Below are 17,138 nucleotides of genomic sequence, written 5' to 3' on the forward strand. Positions count from 1 at the left end.
ATCCGGGGTATCCGCGTCGGCGGGTGGAGTTCATGCTGGCGGACGCGCGTCCGTCGCTGGTGCTCACGACGTCGGCGCTGGGGATCGACGGGCCGTGCCTGCTGCTGGACGATCCGGCGACGGCGGCGGCCGTGGCGGCGCACGGGAGCGAGGACCTGCCCTGCCGGGTCCACCCGCAGAACGCCGCCTACCTGATCTACACCTCCGGGTCCACCGGTACCCCCAAGGCCGTCCAGGTCCCGCACGCCGGCCTCGCCAACCTGGTGGCCGCGTCCGCGGCGAAGCTGCGCCTCGGTCCGGGGCGCTCGCTGCTCCAGCTGGCCTCGCCGGGCTTCGACGCGGCCGTCTACGAGTGGGCCAACGCGCTGCTGGCCGGAGCGGCGCTGGTGCTGCCGCCAGCCGACGCGCGGTCCGGCGAGCCGCTCGCGCGGGTGCTGGCGGAGCGCGGCGTCACCCACGCCGTGATCACGCCCGCCGTCCTCGCGACGCTGCCCGCGCGGTCGGCGGCGGAACTGGGCGCACTGGCCGTCCTGGTCGTCGCGGGCGAGGCCCTGCCCGGCGAGCTCGTGGCACGGTGGGCACCCGGTCGGGACCTGATCAACGCCTACGGGCCGACCGAGACCACCGTCTGCGCGACCGCCAGCGAGCCGCTGCGGCCGGACGGCGGGGTGCCGATCGGCCGCCCGCTCGACGGCACCCGGGTGTACGCGCTGGACGCCGGGCTGCGGCCGGTTCCGGTGGGCGTGGCCGGCGAACTGTACGTCGCCGGGGCGCAGGTGGCGCGCGGCTACCTCGGCCGCCCCGGGCTGACGGCGTCGCGCTTCCTGCCGGATCCCTTCGCGGGTGCGGGGGAGCGCATGTACCGCACGGGTGATGTGGTGCGGTGGCTGCCGGACGGCCGACTCGCCTTCGTGGGACGGGCGGACGACCAGGTCAAGGTCCGCGGAGTCCGGATCGAGCCGGGCGAGGTGTCGGCGGCGCTGGAGCGCTGCACGGAGGTCTCGGCCGCCGTCGCCGTGGTCCGGGAGGACCGCCCGGGGGACCGGAGGCTCGTCGGCTACGCGGTGGCGCGCGAGGGCGCGGCCGTCACGGGCGCCGACCTGCGCCGCCACCTGGGCACCGTCCTGCCGGAGTACGCCGTCCCGTCGGCCGTCGTCGTGCTGGACGCGCTGCCGCTGACCGGCAACGGCAAGGTGGACCGCCGGGCCCTGCCCGCCCCCGAGGCCGAGGTGCGCGTCACCCGCGCGCCCCGGGGTCCCCGCGAGGAGGCGCTCTGCCGGCTGTTCGCCGAGGCGCTCGGCCTGCCCGGGGTCGGGGTCGAGGACGACTTCTTCCACCTCGGCGGCCACTCCCTGCTGGCCACCCGCCTCGTCACCCGGATCCACGCCGAGCTCGGCGAACGCGCCGAGCTGACCGACCTGTTCCGCGCCCCGAGCCCGGCCGGTCTGGCCGCCCTGCTGGACGGCGGCCCGGCCGCGGACCCCGGGGTGCTGGTGCGGCTCGGCGGCGAGGGCGACCGGCCGCCGCTGTTCTGCGTCCACCCGGTGACCGGCCTCAGCCGCTGCTACACCGGCCTCGCCGACGGGCTGGCGGACCGCCCGGTCTACGGCCTCCAGGCCCGCGGCCTCGACCGCCGCGCCGAGCAGCCCGCGGACCTGGCGGAGATGGTCGGGGACTACGTGGACCGGATCCGCGAGGTGCAGCCGGCCGGCCCCTACCACCTGCTCGGCTGGTCGACCGGCGGGAACATCGCGCACGCCATGGCCTGCGCCCTGCGCGCCGCCGGTGAACAGGTGCGCCTGCTGGCCGTGTTGGACGCCTACCCGGTCGAGAGCGGACACTGGGGCGCGGAACCCGAGGACGTCGACGCGGCTCTCGTCGCCGACCTGCTCGGCCGCGAGGGCGGCGGGTTCGCCCCCGGCGCCACCGCGCTCGACCACCTCGCCGCGACGGCGACCGCCGTCGTCCGGGCGGTGGCGGACGCCCCGACCGGACGGTTCGACGGCCGCTTGCTGCACGTCACCGCGACGCTCGGCCGGCCCGGGGACGCGCCCGGCGCAGAGGCCTGGGCGCCGTACGCGGCCGGCGGGATCGACCGGCACGAGGTCGAGGCCGAGCACTTCGACCTGACCCGCCCCGAACCGCTGGCCGCGGTCGCCCGGTTCGTCGCCGAGGCCCTGGACGGACGCTGAGCCCGTCCCCGCACCCCCGTGATCACCCCACCGAAGGGAAACACCGTGTTCGACAACGACGCCGCCCGCTTCCACGTCGTCCTCAACCACGAGGAGCAGTACTCCGTCTGGCCCGAGGACCAGGAGATCCCGGCCGGCTGGACCGCCGAGGGCACCACCGGCACCCTCGACGAGTGCACCGCGCACATCGACCGGGTCTGGACCGACCTGCGCCCGCTCAGTCTGCGCCGGCTGATGGCGGAGCAGGCCGGGCGGGCGTGACGCCCCCGCCCCGGGACGACCGGCCGCCCCGCCCGGCGGCGCCCCGGCTCCCGACCGCCCTCGCCGGGCTGGCCGACCTCCGGGTCGACACCCCGGTGACCGCCGTCCTCAGCTGGGAGCGCTCCACGGCCGGCTCGGGGCTTGCCCAGCTGTACGAGGGCGCCAAGCTCGCCCAGTGGAACGCCGCGACCGACATCGACTGGTCGCTGGACGTCCCGTTCGGCGAGCCGCTGCCCGCGGGCTCGGCGTACGCGCTGGACTCGCTGCGCGCCTCGCCGATCGGCCGGCGCGGACCCCGCGCCTGGGACGACTTCCGCTGGCAGACGCAGGCCTGGACGGTCTGCCAGTTCCTGCACGGCGAGCAGGCGGCGATGCTCGCGGGCGCCCGGCTGGCCGAGGTGCTGCCGGACGTCGAGGCGAAGCTGTGCGCCGTCAGCCAGGCCGGGGACGAGGCCCGGCACGCGGAGGCGTTCGGGCGCTACGTCGGGGAGCACGTCCCCGAGCCGTACCCGGTGTCGGAGGGGCTGCGGCGGCTGTTCGCGGACGCGCTCGGGGCCACCGAGTGGGACCTCCTCGCACTGGCCGTCCAGTGCCTGGTCGAGCCGCTGGCGCTGGCCGGCTTCCGGCTGGCGGAGGCCACCTTCCACGACCCGCTGATCAAGCAGATCACCGCCCGGGTGGCCCGGGACGAGGCCCGCCACGTCTCCTTCGGGGTGCTGCTGCTGCGCGACGTCGTCCCCGGGCTGTCGGCGGCCGAACTGGCCCGGCGGGAGGAGTTCCTGCTGGCGGCCGTCGAACTCATGCGCCGCCGCTTCCTGCTGGGCGACCTGTGGGAGCGCTTCGAGGTCCCGGCGGCCGAGGGCGCGGCCTTCGCGCTGGCCGACCCCGGCCTGGCCGGCTACCGGCAGATGCTGTTCTCCCGGGTGGTGCCGATGCTCGCCCGGATCGGGCTGCTCACCCCGCGCGTGATGCGCGGCCTGGAGTCGATGGACCTGCTGAGCCGGCTGAGCGCGGACACCGTCGCCCGCGTCCGGCGCGAACGGGCCGCGCTCGGTGAGCCGACCGGTCGTGCGCACGCCTGATCACTTGTCGTCGACGATCCGCCCTGAGTACGGTCGCTGACCGTGTCCGGTCCACCACGGCCGTCGCACCGCGGCGGTCCCCGAACAAGAGGTCCCACATGGCCCAGTCCCCAGACACCGACCCTGCCGAGAAGCCCCAGGGGCTCTGGCGCAACCGCGACTTCGGACTGCTGATCAGTGGTCAGGTGGTCTCGTTCCTGGGGAGCCAGGTCCAGGTCTTCGCGCTGCCGCTGCTGGTGCTCGCCGTCTCCGGCTCGCCGACCCAGGCCGGGCTCGTGATGGGCCTCAGCTCGCTGTCCTGGCTGCTCTTCGGCCCCTTCGCCGGCGCGCTGGCGGACCGCTGGGACCGCAAGACCACGATGATCCTCTGCGACCTGGGCCGCGCCGTGGTGACGGTCAGCGTGCCGCTCGCGATGTGGCTGGACGGCCTCACGGTCGCCCAGCTGTGCGCGGTGGCCGTGCTCAACGGGGTGCTGGAGACGCTCTTCGAGTCGGCCAACTCGGCGGCCCTGCCGAACGTCGTCGGCGCCGGGCAACTGGGTTCGGCGCTCGGCCAGTTCGAGACCGCGACGAACACCGTGCGGATCGGCGGGGGGATGGTCGCCGGTGCGCTGTACTCGCTCGGGCGGGCGGTGCCCTTCGTGGTGGACGCGGTCTCCTTCGTGCTCTCCGCGATCTCGCTGCGCTTCACACGGGCGAAGTTCCAGGAAGAGCGCAGCGAGGAGACCCCCGCCGGCCTGCTGAAGGAGGTCCGGGCCGGCCTCGGCTGGCTGATGGGCCAGCCGCTGATCCGCTTCCTCGCGCTGATCTCGGCGGCGGACGCGATCCGCTACGGCGCCGGCTACCTGGTGATCATCACGCTGGCCGAGCGGATCGGCGCCTCGCCCACCGAGATCGGGTTCGTCTTCACGGGGGCGGCCGTCGGTGCGATGGTGGGGGCGCTGGTCTCCAGCCGGGTCAACGACCGTTTCCCGCTGGGCCGGATCGCCACCGTGACGCTGTGGGTCGAGGCGCTGATGTTCCCGCTCTACGCCGTCGCCCCGAACGCCTGGCTGCTCGGTGCGGTGGCCGCCGCGGAGTCGGTGCTGGCGCCGGTGTACATGGTCGCGCTGTCCAGTTACCGGCTCGCGGCGACCCCGGACCACCTGCGCGGGCGGGTCTCCAGTGCGGTGCAGACCCTCGGCATGAGCGCGATGTCCCTGGGCGCGCTGATCGGCGGAGTCATGATCGACGGCCTCGGCCCGCGCACCACCACGGTCGTCTTCGGCGGCTGGCTGATCCTGCTCGCGGTGCTGACCACCGTCAACCGCGCGGTGCGCCACTCCGCCGGGACCGCCCGGCCGGCCCCGGTCACGGAGGCCGCGCCGGCCCAGTCCTAGGGCCGGTCCTCGAACCCCCGTCCGCCGTGCGACGCCGGGGGGCCGAAGACGGGCCCCAGCCCGGACCCGAGGCGCGTCCGGGCCGCCCCGCCACCACCAGAAGGGCTCACACATGACCGTCCTCAGGACCGTCGACGCCACACCCGGGCAGCGGCTGCTCTGGATGATGGAGCACTACCGCGGCGCCGACACCCCGCTGAACGTCAACGCCTGCTACCGGCTGCGCGGCCCGCTCGACCGCCCCGCGCTGCGCACCGCGCTGGACCGGCTCGTCGAACGGCACGAGGCGCTGCGCACCACCTACGAGTCGGTGCGGCGCAGGCTCGTCCAGCACGTCCACGCCCCCCGGCCGGCCGCGCTGGTCGAGGAGGAGGTCGGGCCGGAACCCGAGGCGCTGGCCGAGGCGATGCTGCGGCACGCCCGGCACCGGCACGACCTGGCCGTCACCCCGCTGCACGCCGCGCTGCTGGCGGTCGGGCCCGAGGAGTCCGTGCTGGTGCTGAACATCCACCACCTGTCCACCGACGGCTGGTCGGGCGGGGTGCTCTCGCAGGAGCTCGGGCGGCTGTACCGGCCCGGCGGCGAGGCGGCGGCGGAACTCGGCAAGGGGGCCTGGCAGTTCGCCGACTTCAGCGAGTGGCAGCGGCAGCGCTACGAGGACGGCGTACTGGCCGGGAGCCAGAAGTACTGGCGCGACACGCTGGCCGGAGCCGAGCCGCCCCGGCTGCCCGGCACGTCGGCGATCCGCGACGGCGTCGGCCAACTGCCCGGTCTGGCCGCCTTCACCCTGGAACCGGAGCTGGTGGCGGGCCTGACGGCGCTGTGCCGCAAGCAGCGCTCGACGATCTTCGTCGCCGCCCTGGCCCTGTTCGCCGGCGTGCTCTACGGCCGGGACGGGCAGCGGGACGTCGCGCTCGCCTCGATGTTCGCCAACCGCACGCGGCCCGAACTGGCCGGCACCGTCGGGTTCCTGTGCAACCTGCTGGTGCTGCGCCTGGACCTGGAACCGCAGGCGGGCTTCCTGGAGGTGCTGCGCTCGACCCGGGACACCGTGCTGGACTCGCTGGCCCACCAGGAGGTCCCGTACCACCTCGTGCCGCAGGGCCGGGGGGAGCGGGGCGAGGGGCTGGAGAACATCCTGTTCCAGGTCGCGGTCGGGCCCGAGTACGCGCTGAAGCTGAGCGGTCTGGAGGTAACCCAGGTCCACCCGCCGGGCGGCATGGCGAGCCGGTTCGACCTGGAGTTCGTGCTGATGCCCACCGAGGACCGGATCGAGGGGCAGGTCTGGTTCGACCGCCGCCGCTTCGACCCGGCCTGGGTCGAGGGCCTGACCGGTGACTTCCGGCGCCTCGCGGCGGCGGCCGTCGCGGAGCCCGGACGGCCGCTGGCGGAGCTCGTCGCCGGGCTCGCCGAGGACGCTGTCCGAGTGCGCGGCGGCGGCAGTTGAACACAGGCGTGACACCGAAGGGGCCCGAGCGTCGAAACGCTCGGGCCCCTTCGGTGTTCCGGCCGGCCGGGCTACTCGCCCAGGTGGTGCATCACGTGCTTCACCCGGGTGTAGGCCTCGAACCCGTACACCGACAGGTCCTTGCCGTACCCGGAGTGCTTGAAGCCGCCGTGCGGCATCTCGCTCGGGAAGCCCAGGTGGGTGTTGACCCAGACGCAGCCGAAGTCCAGCCGCCGGGTGAACCGCATCGCGCGGGCGTGGTCGGTGGTCCACACCGCGGAGGCCAGGCCCTGCTCGACGCCGTTGGCGAGGGCGACCGCCTCGTCCTCGTCGGCGAAGGGCTGCACGGTGATGACCGGCCCGAAGACCTCCTGTTGCACGATCTCGTCGTCCTGGCGGACGTCGGCGACGACCGTCGGCGCGTAGAAGTACCCGGCCTCGCCGACCTGGTGGCCGCCGGTGACGACCCGCGCGTGGGCGGGCAGGCGCCGGACGAAGCCGTCCACCCGGGCCAGCTGGTCGGCGTTGTTGAGCGGCCCGTACAGCGCTCCGGCGTCGTCCGGCGGGCCGGGGCGGGCCGCCTGCGCGGCCTTGGTGAGCGCCACCAGCAGGTCCTCCTGGACCACCCGGTCGACCAGCACCCGGGTCGCGGCCGTGCAGTCCTGGCCGGCGTTGCCGTACGCCCCCTCGACGATCTTCGCGGCGGCGGCCGGGAGGTCGGCGTCGGCGCAGACCACGACCGGGGTCTTGCCGCCCAGCTCCAGGTGGACGCGCTTGAGCCCGGCCGCCGCGTCCCGCGCGACCTCCGTGCCGGCCGCCACCGACCCGGTCAGCGACACCAAGGCCGGGACGGGGTGGCGCACCATGAGCCGCCCGGTGTCCGGGCCGCCGCAGACCACGTTGAGCACCCCGGGCGGCAGCACCTCGGCGGCCAGCTCGGCGAGCAGCAGGGCCGTCTCCGGGGTGGTCTCGGCGGGCTTGAGCACCACGGTGTTGCCCGCGGCCAGGGCGGGTGCGCTCTTGAGCACGGCCATCAGCAGCGGGAAGTTCCACGGCGCGAGCTGCGCGCAGACGCCGACCGGCTCCCGGCGGGTGTAGGAGGTGTGGCCGGGGGAGTACTCGCCCGCGGCCAGGCCCTCCAGCACCCGGGCGGCGCCGGCGAAGAAGCGCAGCTGGTCGACCATCAGCGGGGTCTCGCCGGCCGCCGCCGCGCTGCCGGTGCTGCGGGCCTCGGCGGCGGCGAACTCGTCGAGCCGGCCCGCGAGGGCGTCGGCGATGCGCAGGAGGGCGTCCTGGCGCTCGGCCGGGCTGGTCCAGCGCCACTGCTCGAAGGCGGTGGCGGCGGCCCGCATGGCCCGGTCGACGTCCTGCTCGCCGCTCTCGGGCGCCAGCAGGTACGGGGCGCCGGTGCAGGGGTCGAGCAGCTCGGTGTACGTGCCGTCGGCGGGCCCGGCGGGCCGGCCGTCGACGAAGTTGCTGAGGCGGGGCAGGTGGGGAGGGGTCATCAGCGCTCCTGTGGGTCGGCGGTGGCGGCGGACTCGGCGGATCCGGGGACGGTCGTCGCCGCTCAGGCGCTCACCCGCAGAGACGTGAAGCCGTGGAAGCCGAGGTTGTTGTTCCAGTTGAAGCCGTCCTGCGAGACGCGCAGCGCGGGCCAGCGCCGGTACAGGGTGGCGAGGGCGATCCGGAGCGTCTGGCGCACCAGCGGGTCGCCGAAGCACAGGTGGCGGCCGGCGCCGAAGGTGAGGTGGCGGTTGGGCAGCGGGCGGTCGAGGACGAGCTCGTCGGCCCGGCCGAAGGCGGCGGCGTCGCGGTTGGCGGAGCCGACGTAGAGCATCATCGGGCGGCGGGCCGGCAGCACGATCTCCTGGCCGGCGGCGGTGGTGTAGGCGAAGTCCTCGCGGGCGACCCGGCCGACGAACTGGACCGGGGTGCAGAAGCGCAGCAGCTCCTCGACGGCCGGGCCGACGGTGTCGGCGTCCAGCAGCAGGTCGCGCTCGTGCAGCGGGCGTTCGTCCAGGGCCTGCACGCTGTTGCCGATGAGGTAGCGGATCGAGGCGACCCCGGCGAACAGCAGGAGAGCGGCCTGGGCCACGACGTCCTCGTCGCTGAAGCGGTGGCCGTGGACCTCGGTGGTGCGCAGCGTGTGCAGCAGGCCGTTCTGCTCCTCGGAGAGCTTGGCGCACTCGGGCGAGGCGAGGAACTCGGCGAGCTCGCGGGTGCTGGTGCGGGTGCGGTCGAGGTGCTCGACGGTGACCTTGGTGGAGCCGAAGAGGTAGGCGATGTCGTCGGTCCAGCGGGTCAGTTCGGGGTGCGCCTCGGTGGGCACCCCGAGGACGTCGGCGATGACCATGGCCGGCAGCGGGAAGGCGAAGTCGGTCATCAGGTCGAAGCCGGCCGGGTCGACGGCGTCGAGCAGCCCGTCCACCAGCCGCTGTATCCGGGGCTCCAGCGCCGCGTCCGTGAAGGGGACGTAACTGCGGTTGGCCTGGCGGCGGTTGCGGGTGTGCTCGGCGCCGTCGTGGAAGGCCAGCCAGCGTTCGTAGACGCCGAGCATGTCGGCGTAGTCGGTGCGCTGTTCCTCGGGCAGGAACCAGAGCGGCACGGCCGCCCGGGCGTTGGAGAGCCGCTCGTCCTTCATCAGGGCCAGGCAGTCGGCGTAGCTGAAGAAGAGCCAGGCCCCGCCGAAGATCTTCTCGGACCGGTACGCGGGGTGCTCGGCGCGCATTCGGTCGTAGAAGGAGAAAGGGTCGGGAATGTACTCGAAGTCGTTGTGCGAGAAATCTTCGGCGGCGAGCGCGTGGGTGGCCAAGGAAATTCCTCCGGGCGGGATTCGGGTCGTTGACGGCCTCAGTGGACCAAAGGCGCCGAACGCCTGACAAGGCGTCACCGGTGAACGGTGATCGGGTCATCGCCCGAGGTCAGCGGGGTGTTCGGGCGGCTGCGGTTGGACACTGGCCAGTGCCCGGCGGGACGGCCTAACCTGCGTTTTCGCGTCCCCGCTTTTCCCTGTTGTTTTCCCCGTCCGCCGACCGGCCCGTGGAGTACGGATGGCTGAAGCTCTGCCCTGGCAGGAAGTCCTGCCCGGATATCCGCTGGACCGTCGGGCGTTCTCCGACGACGCGGTCCTCGACCGGGAACTGCGCCGGGTGTTCCGGGAGTCCTGGCAGTTACTGGCGTTCGCGTCGGAACTGCCCGACGCCGGCGACTACCTGGTCCGAAGGCTCGGCAACGACAGCGTGATCGTGGCCCGCGACGAACAGGGCCGCTTCACCGTGCTGCTCAACTCGTGCAGCCACCGCGGCACCCAGCTGTGCCGGGCGACGTTCGGCAACGCCGCGCACTTCCGGTGCAGTTACCACGGCTGGACGTTCGCCAACGACGGCCGCCTGGTGGGCGTGCCCGCGCTGCGCACCAACTACCCGAAGGACTTCCGCAAGGACCGCTACGACCTGCCCCGGGCACGTGTGACCTGCTACCGCGGCTTCGTGTTCGCGACCTGGAGCGAGAGCGCCCCGCCGCTGGAGGAGTACCTGGGCGACGCCCGCTGGTACCTGGACGCGCTGCTCGACCTCGCGGGCGGCGAGTGGGAGGTCTACGGGCCGCCGCAGCGCTCGGTGACGACCGGCAACTGGAAGGTCGTCACCGACAACTTCGCCGGCGACGGCTACCACATGGGCACCACCCACCAGGCCGCGTTCGAGCAGGGCATCTACGGCTCCAGCCTGGCCGACGGCACGCTCGGCAAGGGCGAACTGGAGCTGATCGGGATCAACGTCCCGACACCGCAGGGGCACGCGGTGCGGGCCGGCTACGTCGTCGAGAAGGGCCGGCGCACCCTGCCGGCCAAGGTCGAGGACCCGGCCTACATCGGCTACCCGCGAGAGGTGTGGGAGGCGTTCACCGCCGGGCAGACGCCCGAGCAGGTGCGCTTCAACTCGCACTGCGAGGTCGTGCACGGCGTGCTGTTCCCGAACGCCGCCTTCCTGAGCGTCTCGCACGACCGGGCGATCGGGCGCGAGGACGACCCGCTGACCAAGTACTTCGTGTGGCGCGTGCACAACCCGATCGACGCCCGGCACACCGAGTGCCTCTACTGGACGCTCGTGCCCAAGCGGCACGTGGACGAGGAGTGGAAGCGCCGCTCGTACGCCTTCCAGGCCCGCTCCCAGTCGGCCGGCGGAATCCTCTTCGAGATGGACGACTTCGAGAACTTCGCCCGGATCGACGCGGCGATCGGCGGCACGGTGGCCGACGGCGCCCCGCTCGACCTCTCGCTCGGCCTCGGCCTCGGCGAGCCGGTGCCGGACTTCCCCGGCCCCGGCCGCGCCGAGTACCTGACCCTGTCCGAGCAGAACCAGCGGGCCTTCTACCGCCGCTGGGCCGAGCTGATGGAGGGCGACGATGAGTGAGCCCGCCCGCGCGGACCACCGACCGGCCTACGAGCTCCAGCCGTTCCCGCCGCGCGGGGCCCGCCAGGTCGAACTCGACGCCTCCGCCGGCGCGTTCCTCACCGAGGAGTCGGCCGCTTTGGACGAGGGCCGCCACCAGGACTGGCTGGACCTGCTCGACGAGCGCTTCCTCTACCAGGTGCCCGTCCCGCTGCTGCGCGAGGACCCGGCCCTGCCCCGGCACAGTGACCGGGCGCTGCTGTTCGAGGCGACCAAGCACATCCTCGCGATGAAGCTCGGCCGCACCGGCCTGCGGCACGCGTGGTCCGACCGTCCGGGCGGGGTGACGCGCCATTTCATCAGCGGCGTACGGGTGTTCGCCGCGCCCGAGGCCGACACCTGGCGGGTGGAGTGCAACGTGCTCGCCTCCTGGACCCGGGGCCGGGGCGAGGCCGCCCTCGCCACCGCCGCCCGGCACGACATCGTGCGCTGCCTGCCCGGCGCCGGCTACCGGCTGCTGCGGCGCCGGGTCCTGCTGGACACCGAGGTCGCCACGCACCAGCAACTCTCGATCATCTTCTAGCGCGGGCCGGCACGCGCCGGCACGCGGGAGGCGAGGCAGCGGCATGAACGGGCTGGCCTGGACGGCCGAGGAACGCCGGGAGACCGAACTGTGCCGGATCTGCTGCGAGTCGGCGGCGGTCACGGTGTCGAGCTACCCGACCGGGAACGGGACCCGGCTCAAACTCGTCTCGGAACGCTCCGGCGCGGCCGTCCTGCTGGACGCCACCGTGCTGGACGCCCTGTGCCACCTGACCCCGGAGCGCGCCGCCGACCTGGTCCGCGAGCGCACCGAGGGCGCCGGCCCGGCCGAGGGGGACACCACCGCCGAAGGAGCCGCCGAGTGAAACCCGCACCCTTCGAGTACCGGGCCGCCGGCACGCTCGACGAGGCCCTCGCCCTGCTCGACCCGCCCGGGCGCAGCATCGCCCCGCTGGCCGGCGGGCAGAGCCTCGTGCCGCTGCTCAACCTGCGCCGGGTGCGGCCCGCCGTGGTGCTCGACCTCAACCGGCTGACCGAGCTGGCCGGCGTCGAGGTGACCGACACGGCCGTCCTGGTCGGGGCGATGACCCGGCTGCACGACCTGGAACGGCACGAGGGGCTGCGAGCGGCGCTGCCCGTCGTGCCGCAGACCGCCGCCCGGGTGGCGCACCGGCAGATCCGCCACCGCGCGACCCTCGGCGGCTCGCTCTGCCACGCCGACCCCGCCGCGCAGCTCGCGGCCACCGCGGTCGCGCTCGGGGCGACGCTTCGGCTGCGCCGGGCGGGCGGCGAACGAACCGTGCCCGCCGCGGAGTTCTTCACCGGGCCGCACCGCACGGCTCGGCGCCCCGACGAACTCCTGACCGCCGTCTCCTTCCCCCGCAGGCCCGGCTTCCGCTACCGCTTCGAGGCCGTCACCCGGCGCGGCGGCGCAGGTTTCCCCCTGGTCGGCGTGTGCGTGGGCGTACGGCTGGAGGCCGGTGCGGTGGCGGAGGCCCGCATCGCCGCCTGCGGGGTGGCCGACCGCCCGCTGCGGCTCACCGGGGCCGAACGGGCCCTGGCCGGGTACGGCGCCGCCGCGGCGGACGGTGCACTGGGCGAGATCGCCGACGCGGCCGTCGCCGGGAGCCGCCCGCCCTCCGACCTCCACGGCAGCGCCGAGTTCCGGGGCGACCTGCTGCGCGCGGTCCTGCGCCGGGCCGCCGTCCACCTGCTCACCGAGGGGAGCTAGCCCGTGCCCATTGAACCGACGAGCAGCACACCGATCAGCCTGAGCGTCAACGGCGCCGCGCACACCGCCGAAGCCGAGGACCGCACCCTGCTCAGCGACTTCCTGCGCCACGGGCTCGGCCTCACCGGCACCCACGTGGCCTGCGAGCAGGGCGTGTGCGGCGCCTGCACCGTGCTGGTGGACGGCGAACCGGTGCGCTCCTGCCTGATGCTCGCCCGCCAGGCCGACGGCTGCCGGGTGGAAACGGTCGAGGGGCTCGCCGAGGACGGCCGGCCCGCGCCGCTGCAGCAGGCGATGACCGACGAGCACGGCCTGCAGTGCGGCTTCTGCACGCCCGGCGTGCTGATGGGCCTGACCTACGCTCACCGGGCCGGCCTGAGCGCCGACCAGGCGGTGACCGAGGTGCTGCGCGGGCACCTGTGCCGCTGCACCGGGTACGCGGGCATCCGCGCCGCCGTCGAACGGCACTGGCAGGGCGAGGAGGCGACGGCATGACCGCATCCGACGCCGGGCGTGGGGCCGGTCCCGACGCCGGCCGCATGATCGGGCGCGCCGTCCCGCGCGTGCACGCGCCCCGGCTGGTGCGCGGCCAGGGCCACTTCGTCGACGACATCGACGACGCCGGCGCCCTGCACGCCGTCGTGCTGCGCAGCCGGGTGGCGCACGGCCGGATCACCCGGTTCGACCCGGCGGCGGCGCTGGCCGGCGGCGAGGCGCTGCTGGTGCTCGGCCCGGACGAGATCGAGCGGTTCACCGACCCGATCCCCACCGCCTGGCGGATCCCCGGCCAGCTCACCGGCACCGTGGCGCTCGGCGACCGCACCGTCCGCTACGTCGGCCAGCCGATCGGCCTGGTGGTGGCGCGCAGCCGGGCGCTCGCGGAGGACGTCGCGGAACTGGTCGCCGTCGACATCGACCCGCTGCCCGCCGCGATCGGCCTGGCCGCCGCGCTCGCGCCGGACGCCCCGCGGCTCCACCCGGAGGCCCCCGACAACATCGGCGGGCGGATCCACTTCGGCGACGACCCGGCCGCGCTCGACGCCGTCCTCGCCGCCGCCCCGCACGTGGTGGAGCGCGAGTTCGCGGTGCAGCGGATCAACCACAGCCCGATGGAGCCGCGCGGCCTGCTCGCCGAGTGGATCCCCGCCACCGGGCGGCTCACGGTCCACAGCAGCACCCAGTCCCCGCACGCCGTCCGCCAGGAGCTCGCGACCGCGCTGCGGCTGCGGGTCGACCACGTGCGGGTGGTGACGCCGGACGTCGGCGGGTCCTTCGGCGGCAAGGTCACCCTCTACGTCGACGAGGCGCTGGTCTGCCTGGCCGCGGTCCGGCTCGGCCGCCGGGTCAAGTGGATCGAGGACCGCACCGAGAACCTGAGCTCCTCCTACCAGGGCCGCGGCCAGCGGGCCCGCGCCCGCCTGGCCCTCGACGCGGACGGGCGCTTCCTCGCGCTCGCCGCCGAGATCACCGGGGACCTCGGCGCCTTCGCGATCCAGGCCGGCAGCGGCCCGTTCCAGGTCACCGGGCTCGCCCTGGAGGGCCCGTACCGGTTCCCGCACGCCGGGGCCACCATCACCGCCGTCCACACCAACACCGTGCCGACCGGTGCCTACCGCGGCTACGGCATGCAGGAGGCGGCCTGGATCCGCGAACGGCTGATCGACGAGGCCGCCCGCGAACTCGGCCACGACCCCGTCCGGCTGCGGCTGCACAACCTGCTCGGGCCGGACGAACTCCCCTACACCACGCGCACCGGCCTGACCTACGACAGCGGCGACTACCCCGCCGCGCTGCGCCGCGCCGCCGAACTGGCCCGGGAGCGTGCCCGGGAGTCCACCGGGACGGTGCGCCGAGGGGTCGCGGTGACGGCCAGCGTGGAGATCACCGGCTTCGCCCCCTCCGCGCTGCTGGAACTGTTCCGGATCGACTGGGCCGGCTGGGAGAGCGCCCGGGTGCGGGTCAACCAGGACGGCACCGTCACCGTGTTCGCCGGGGTGATCCCGGTGGGCCAGGGCATCGAGACGACCCTCGCCCAGATCGTCGCGGACCGGCTCGGCGTGCCCCTGGACTGGGTCGCCGTGGAACTCGGCGACACCGCCACCGCTCCCTACTCGGACCTCACCTCGCAGGCCAGCCGCTCGGTCACGCTGGCCGGCGGGGCCCTGGTGCGGGCCGCCGGGCGGATGCGCGAGCGGATGCACGCCCTCGCCGCCGCGCACCTCGGCGCCCCGCCGGACGAAGTGGTGCTGGACGGAGCCCAGTTCCGCTGGCCGGCCGGGAACGCCACGACCGGGTGGTCCGAGGTCGCCGCCCGCGGCTGGCGCGGCTGGGGCCGGCCCGACCCGGACCGCATCCGGCTGGAGGAGAGCGTCGACTTCGACCCGCCCGCCATCACCTACTCCTACAGCGCGCACGGCGCCGCCGTCGCGGTCGACCTGGAGACCGCCGAGGTCACCGTCGAGGACTACTGGACCGTCAACGACAGCGGCGTGCTGGTGAACCCGGCCATCGCCGACGGGCAGATCGTGGGCGGCGTCGTCCAGGGCCTGGGCATCGCCCTGGTCGAGGAGGCCGTGCACGACCCGGCCACCGGACGGCCGCTCGCCACCGGCTTCACCGACTACGTGCTCCCGGTCTGCGCCGACGTCCCGCCGGTCACGGTGGAGCACCGGTGCACCCCGAGCACGGTCATCCCCGGCGGCTTCAAGGGCCTCGGGGAGGGCGGGGTCATCCCCGCCCCGGCCACCGTGGCCGGGGCCGTCGCCGCCGCCGTGCCGCACATCGCCCACCGGCTCACGGCCACGCCGCTCAAGCCGGAACGCATCTGGGCGGCGCTGTCGGAGGCCAAGGAGCTCTCGGAGGCCGGGGAGCTCCCCGGGGCCGGGGACGACCGGGGCTGAGCCCCGAGGACCGTACCGCCGACACCCGCGACGCCCGCGACATCCCCGACACCCGCGACGCCGCGACGCCGCGACATCCCCGACACCGAAGGGACCACCAGCGTGCCAGCCCGTCAGGACGAGCCGACCGGCCGCCCGCCCACCGTCCGCGAGGCCACCTTCGCGCTGCTGCGGAGCCTCGGCATGACCACGGTCTTCGGCAACCCCGGCTCCACCGAGCTGCCGATGTTCCGCGACTTCCCCGCCGACTTCCGCTACGTCCTCGGGCTCCAGGAGTCCGTGGTGCTGGCCATGGCCGACGGCTTCGCCCAGGCCGGCCACCGCCCCGCCGTGGTCAACCTGCACTCCGCCGCCGGCGTCGGCCACGCGATGGGCAGCCTCTTCACCGCCTGGCGCAACCGCACCCCGCTCGTGGTCGTGGCCGGCCAACAGGCCCGCTCGCTGCTCGGCGGGGAGCCGTACCTGCTCAACGACCAGGCGGCCGAACTGCCCAAGCCGTACGTCAAGTGGAGCCGCGAGCCGGCCCGCGCCGAGGACGTCCCGGCCGCCATCGCCCGTGCCTGCTACCTGGCCATGTCGCCGCCCCACGGCCCGACCCTGGTCTCGGTGCCCGCCGACGACTGGGACCGGCCCTGCGAACCCGTCGAACCCCGGACGGTCTCCACCACGCTGCGCGCCGACCCCGAGGCGCTGGAACGCGTCGGCCGCGCCCTGGCCGGCGCCGCCCGCCCCGCGTTCGTGGTGGGCGCCGCCGTCGACCAGGACCGGGCGTTCGCCGAGGTGGTGGAGCTGGCCGAGCGCCACCGCGCAGCCGTCTGGGCCGCGCCGATGTCCTCGCGCTGCGCCTTCCCCGAGACCCACCCGCTCTTCGCGGGCTTCCTGCCCCCGGTGCGCGAGGAGATCGCGGCCCGGCTCACCGGCCACGACCTCGTGCTGTCGCTCGGCGCACCGGTCTTCACCTACCACGTCGCGGGCGGCGGTCCGGTGCTGCCGCCCGGCACCGCGCTCCACCAGCTCACCGACGACCCGGCCACCGCCGCCTGGACCCCGGTCGGCGACGCGCTGCTCACCGGCATCCGCCTCGGCGTGCGCGACCTGCTCGCCTTCGACCCGGCCGTCCCCCGCGAACTCCCGCCCCCGCGGCCCGCACCGGCCCCCGTCCCGGACGGCGACGTCATCACCCAGCCGCTGCTGATGCGCACCCTCGCCGACCTGCGCCCGGCCCGCAGCGTCATCGTCGAGGAGGCCCCGAGCAGCCGCCCGGTGATGTGCGAGCACCTGCCCAACGAGCGGCCCGAAAGCTTCTACACGTGCGCCAGCGGCTCGCTCGGCCACTCGCTGCCGGCCGCCGTCGGCATGGCGCTCGGCCGGCCCGACGAGCGGGTGATCGCGGTGGTCGGCGACGGCTCCGCGATGTACTCGATCCAGGCCCTGTGGTCCGCCGCCGAACTCGGCCTGCCGCTGACCGTCCTGGTCGTGAACAACGGCCGCTACGCCACGGTGGACCGCTTCGCCGACCGCTTCGGGCTCGGCAAGGCCGTCGGCACGCGGATCGGCGGCCTCGACTTCGCCGCGCTCGCCCGCGCCCAGGGCTGCGCGGCCGGCCGGGTCGAGCACCCGGCCCGCCTGGCCCGAGCCCTGCGCACCGCCCTGGCCTCGCCGGGCCCGTACCTGCTCGACGTCCGCGTCGGCGACTGATCCCCGACCCCGTT

Annotated in this window: 14 protein-coding genes; 12 read left to right on the forward strand and 2 right to left on the reverse strand. The window is 74.9% G+C overall.

Annotated features, from left to right (window positions below; all coding sequences use genetic code 11):
• The 5 genes from AB0C76_RS23595 to AB0C76_RS23615 all read left to right on the forward strand — a co-directional run.
• Positions 1-2,192, forward strand: a 2,192-nt coding sequence (locus tag AB0C76_RS23595; RefSeq protein WP_359968772.1) for an amino acid adenylation domain-containing protein, incomplete at its 5' end; no start/stop codon positions are given.
• A gap of 45 nt (positions 2,193-2,237) precedes the next feature.
• Positions 2,238-2,453 (forward strand): MbtH family NRPS accessory protein, encoded by a 216-nt coding sequence (locus tag AB0C76_RS23600; protein WP_329927692.1) that lies wholly within the window; start codon positions 2,238-2,240, stop codon positions 2,451-2,453.
• On the forward strand, positions 2,450-3,535 hold the full coding sequence (locus AB0C76_RS23605; RefSeq protein ID WP_359968776.1) for a diiron oxygenase: 1,086 nt from the start codon (positions 2,450-2,452) through the stop codon (positions 3,533-3,535). Before AB0C76_RS23600 ends, AB0C76_RS23605 begins: the two co-directional genes overlap by 4 nt.
• A 98-nt stretch (positions 3,536-3,633) precedes the next feature.
• Complete coding sequence (locus tag AB0C76_RS23610) at positions 3,634-4,914, forward strand: MFS transporter (RefSeq protein ID WP_359968779.1); 1,281 nt, start codon at positions 3,634-3,636, stop codon at positions 4,912-4,914.
• Positions 4,915-5,026: 112 nt separating this feature from the next.
• Entirely contained in the window at positions 5,027-6,361 is a 1,335-nt protein-coding gene (locus tag AB0C76_RS23615) for a condensation domain-containing protein (protein ID WP_359968782.1), read from the forward strand.
• Positions 6,362-6,432: 71 nt separating this feature from the next.
• Here the strand turns inward: AB0C76_RS23615 and AB0C76_RS23620 are convergent, their stop codons facing one another.
• Both AB0C76_RS23620 and AB0C76_RS23625 read right to left on the reverse strand, forming a co-directional pair.
• Positions 6,433-7,866 carry an aminobutyraldehyde dehydrogenase gene (locus tag AB0C76_RS23620; RefSeq protein WP_359968785.1) on the reverse strand — a complete coding sequence of 478 codons (1,434 nt, stop codon included), beginning with the start codon at positions 7,864-7,866 and terminating at the stop codon, positions 6,433-6,435.
• A gap of 62 nt (positions 7,867-7,928) precedes the next feature.
• The gene (locus AB0C76_RS23625; protein ID WP_359968788.1) at positions 7,929-9,173 is read right to left on the reverse strand and encodes a cytochrome P450; all 1,245 of its coding nucleotides are present in this window, start codon (positions 9,171-9,173) and stop codon (positions 7,929-7,931) included.
• A gap of 238 nt (positions 9,174-9,411) precedes the next feature.
• On the opposite strand from AB0C76_RS23625, the gene AB0C76_RS23630 reads away from it, so the two are divergent.
• The 7 genes from AB0C76_RS23630 (at position 9,412) to mdlC (ending at position 17,124) form a co-directional block, all read left to right on the forward strand.
• On the forward strand, positions 9,412-10,773 hold the full coding sequence (locus AB0C76_RS23630; protein ID WP_359968791.1) for a Rieske 2Fe-2S domain-containing protein: 1,362 nt from the start codon (positions 9,412-9,414) through the stop codon (positions 10,771-10,773).
• A complete protein-coding gene (locus AB0C76_RS23635; RefSeq protein ID WP_359968794.1) occupies positions 10,766-11,335 on the forward strand; it encodes an aromatic-ring-hydroxylating dioxygenase subunit beta in 570 nt (189 codons plus the stop codon). Before AB0C76_RS23630 ends, AB0C76_RS23635 begins: the two co-directional genes overlap by 8 nt.
• A 43-nt stretch (positions 11,336-11,378) precedes the next feature.
• Positions 11,379-11,660, forward strand: coding sequence for a hypothetical protein (locus tag AB0C76_RS23640; RefSeq protein WP_359968797.1), 282 nt, complete (start codon positions 11,379-11,381; stop codon positions 11,658-11,660).
• On the forward strand, positions 11,657-12,526 hold the full coding sequence (locus AB0C76_RS23645; RefSeq protein WP_359968800.1) for an FAD binding domain-containing protein: 870 nt from the start codon (positions 11,657-11,659) through the stop codon (positions 12,524-12,526). Before AB0C76_RS23640 ends, AB0C76_RS23645 begins: the two co-directional genes overlap by 4 nt.
• Positions 12,527-12,529: 3 nt before the next feature.
• Positions 12,530-13,021 carry a (2Fe-2S)-binding protein gene (locus AB0C76_RS23650; RefSeq protein WP_359968803.1) on the forward strand — a complete coding sequence of 164 codons (492 nt, stop codon included), beginning with the start codon at positions 12,530-12,532 and terminating at the stop codon, positions 13,019-13,021.
• Entirely contained in the window at positions 13,018-15,426 is a 2,409-nt protein-coding gene (locus tag AB0C76_RS23655; protein ID WP_359968806.1) for a xanthine dehydrogenase family protein molybdopterin-binding subunit, read from the forward strand. The genes AB0C76_RS23650 and AB0C76_RS23655 overlap by 4 nt, the downstream gene beginning before the upstream one ends.
• 102 nt (positions 15,427-15,528) lie before the next feature.
• A complete protein-coding gene (gene mdlC, locus AB0C76_RS23660; RefSeq protein WP_359968809.1) occupies positions 15,529-17,124 on the forward strand; it encodes a benzoylformate decarboxylase in 1,596 nt (531 codons plus the stop codon).
• Positions 17,125-17,138: the final 14 nt, after the last annotated feature.

This window comes from Kitasatospora sp. NPDC048722 (assembly GCF_040650235.1).
GTDB lineage: Bacteria > Actinomycetota > Actinomycetes > Streptomycetales > Streptomycetaceae > Kitasatospora.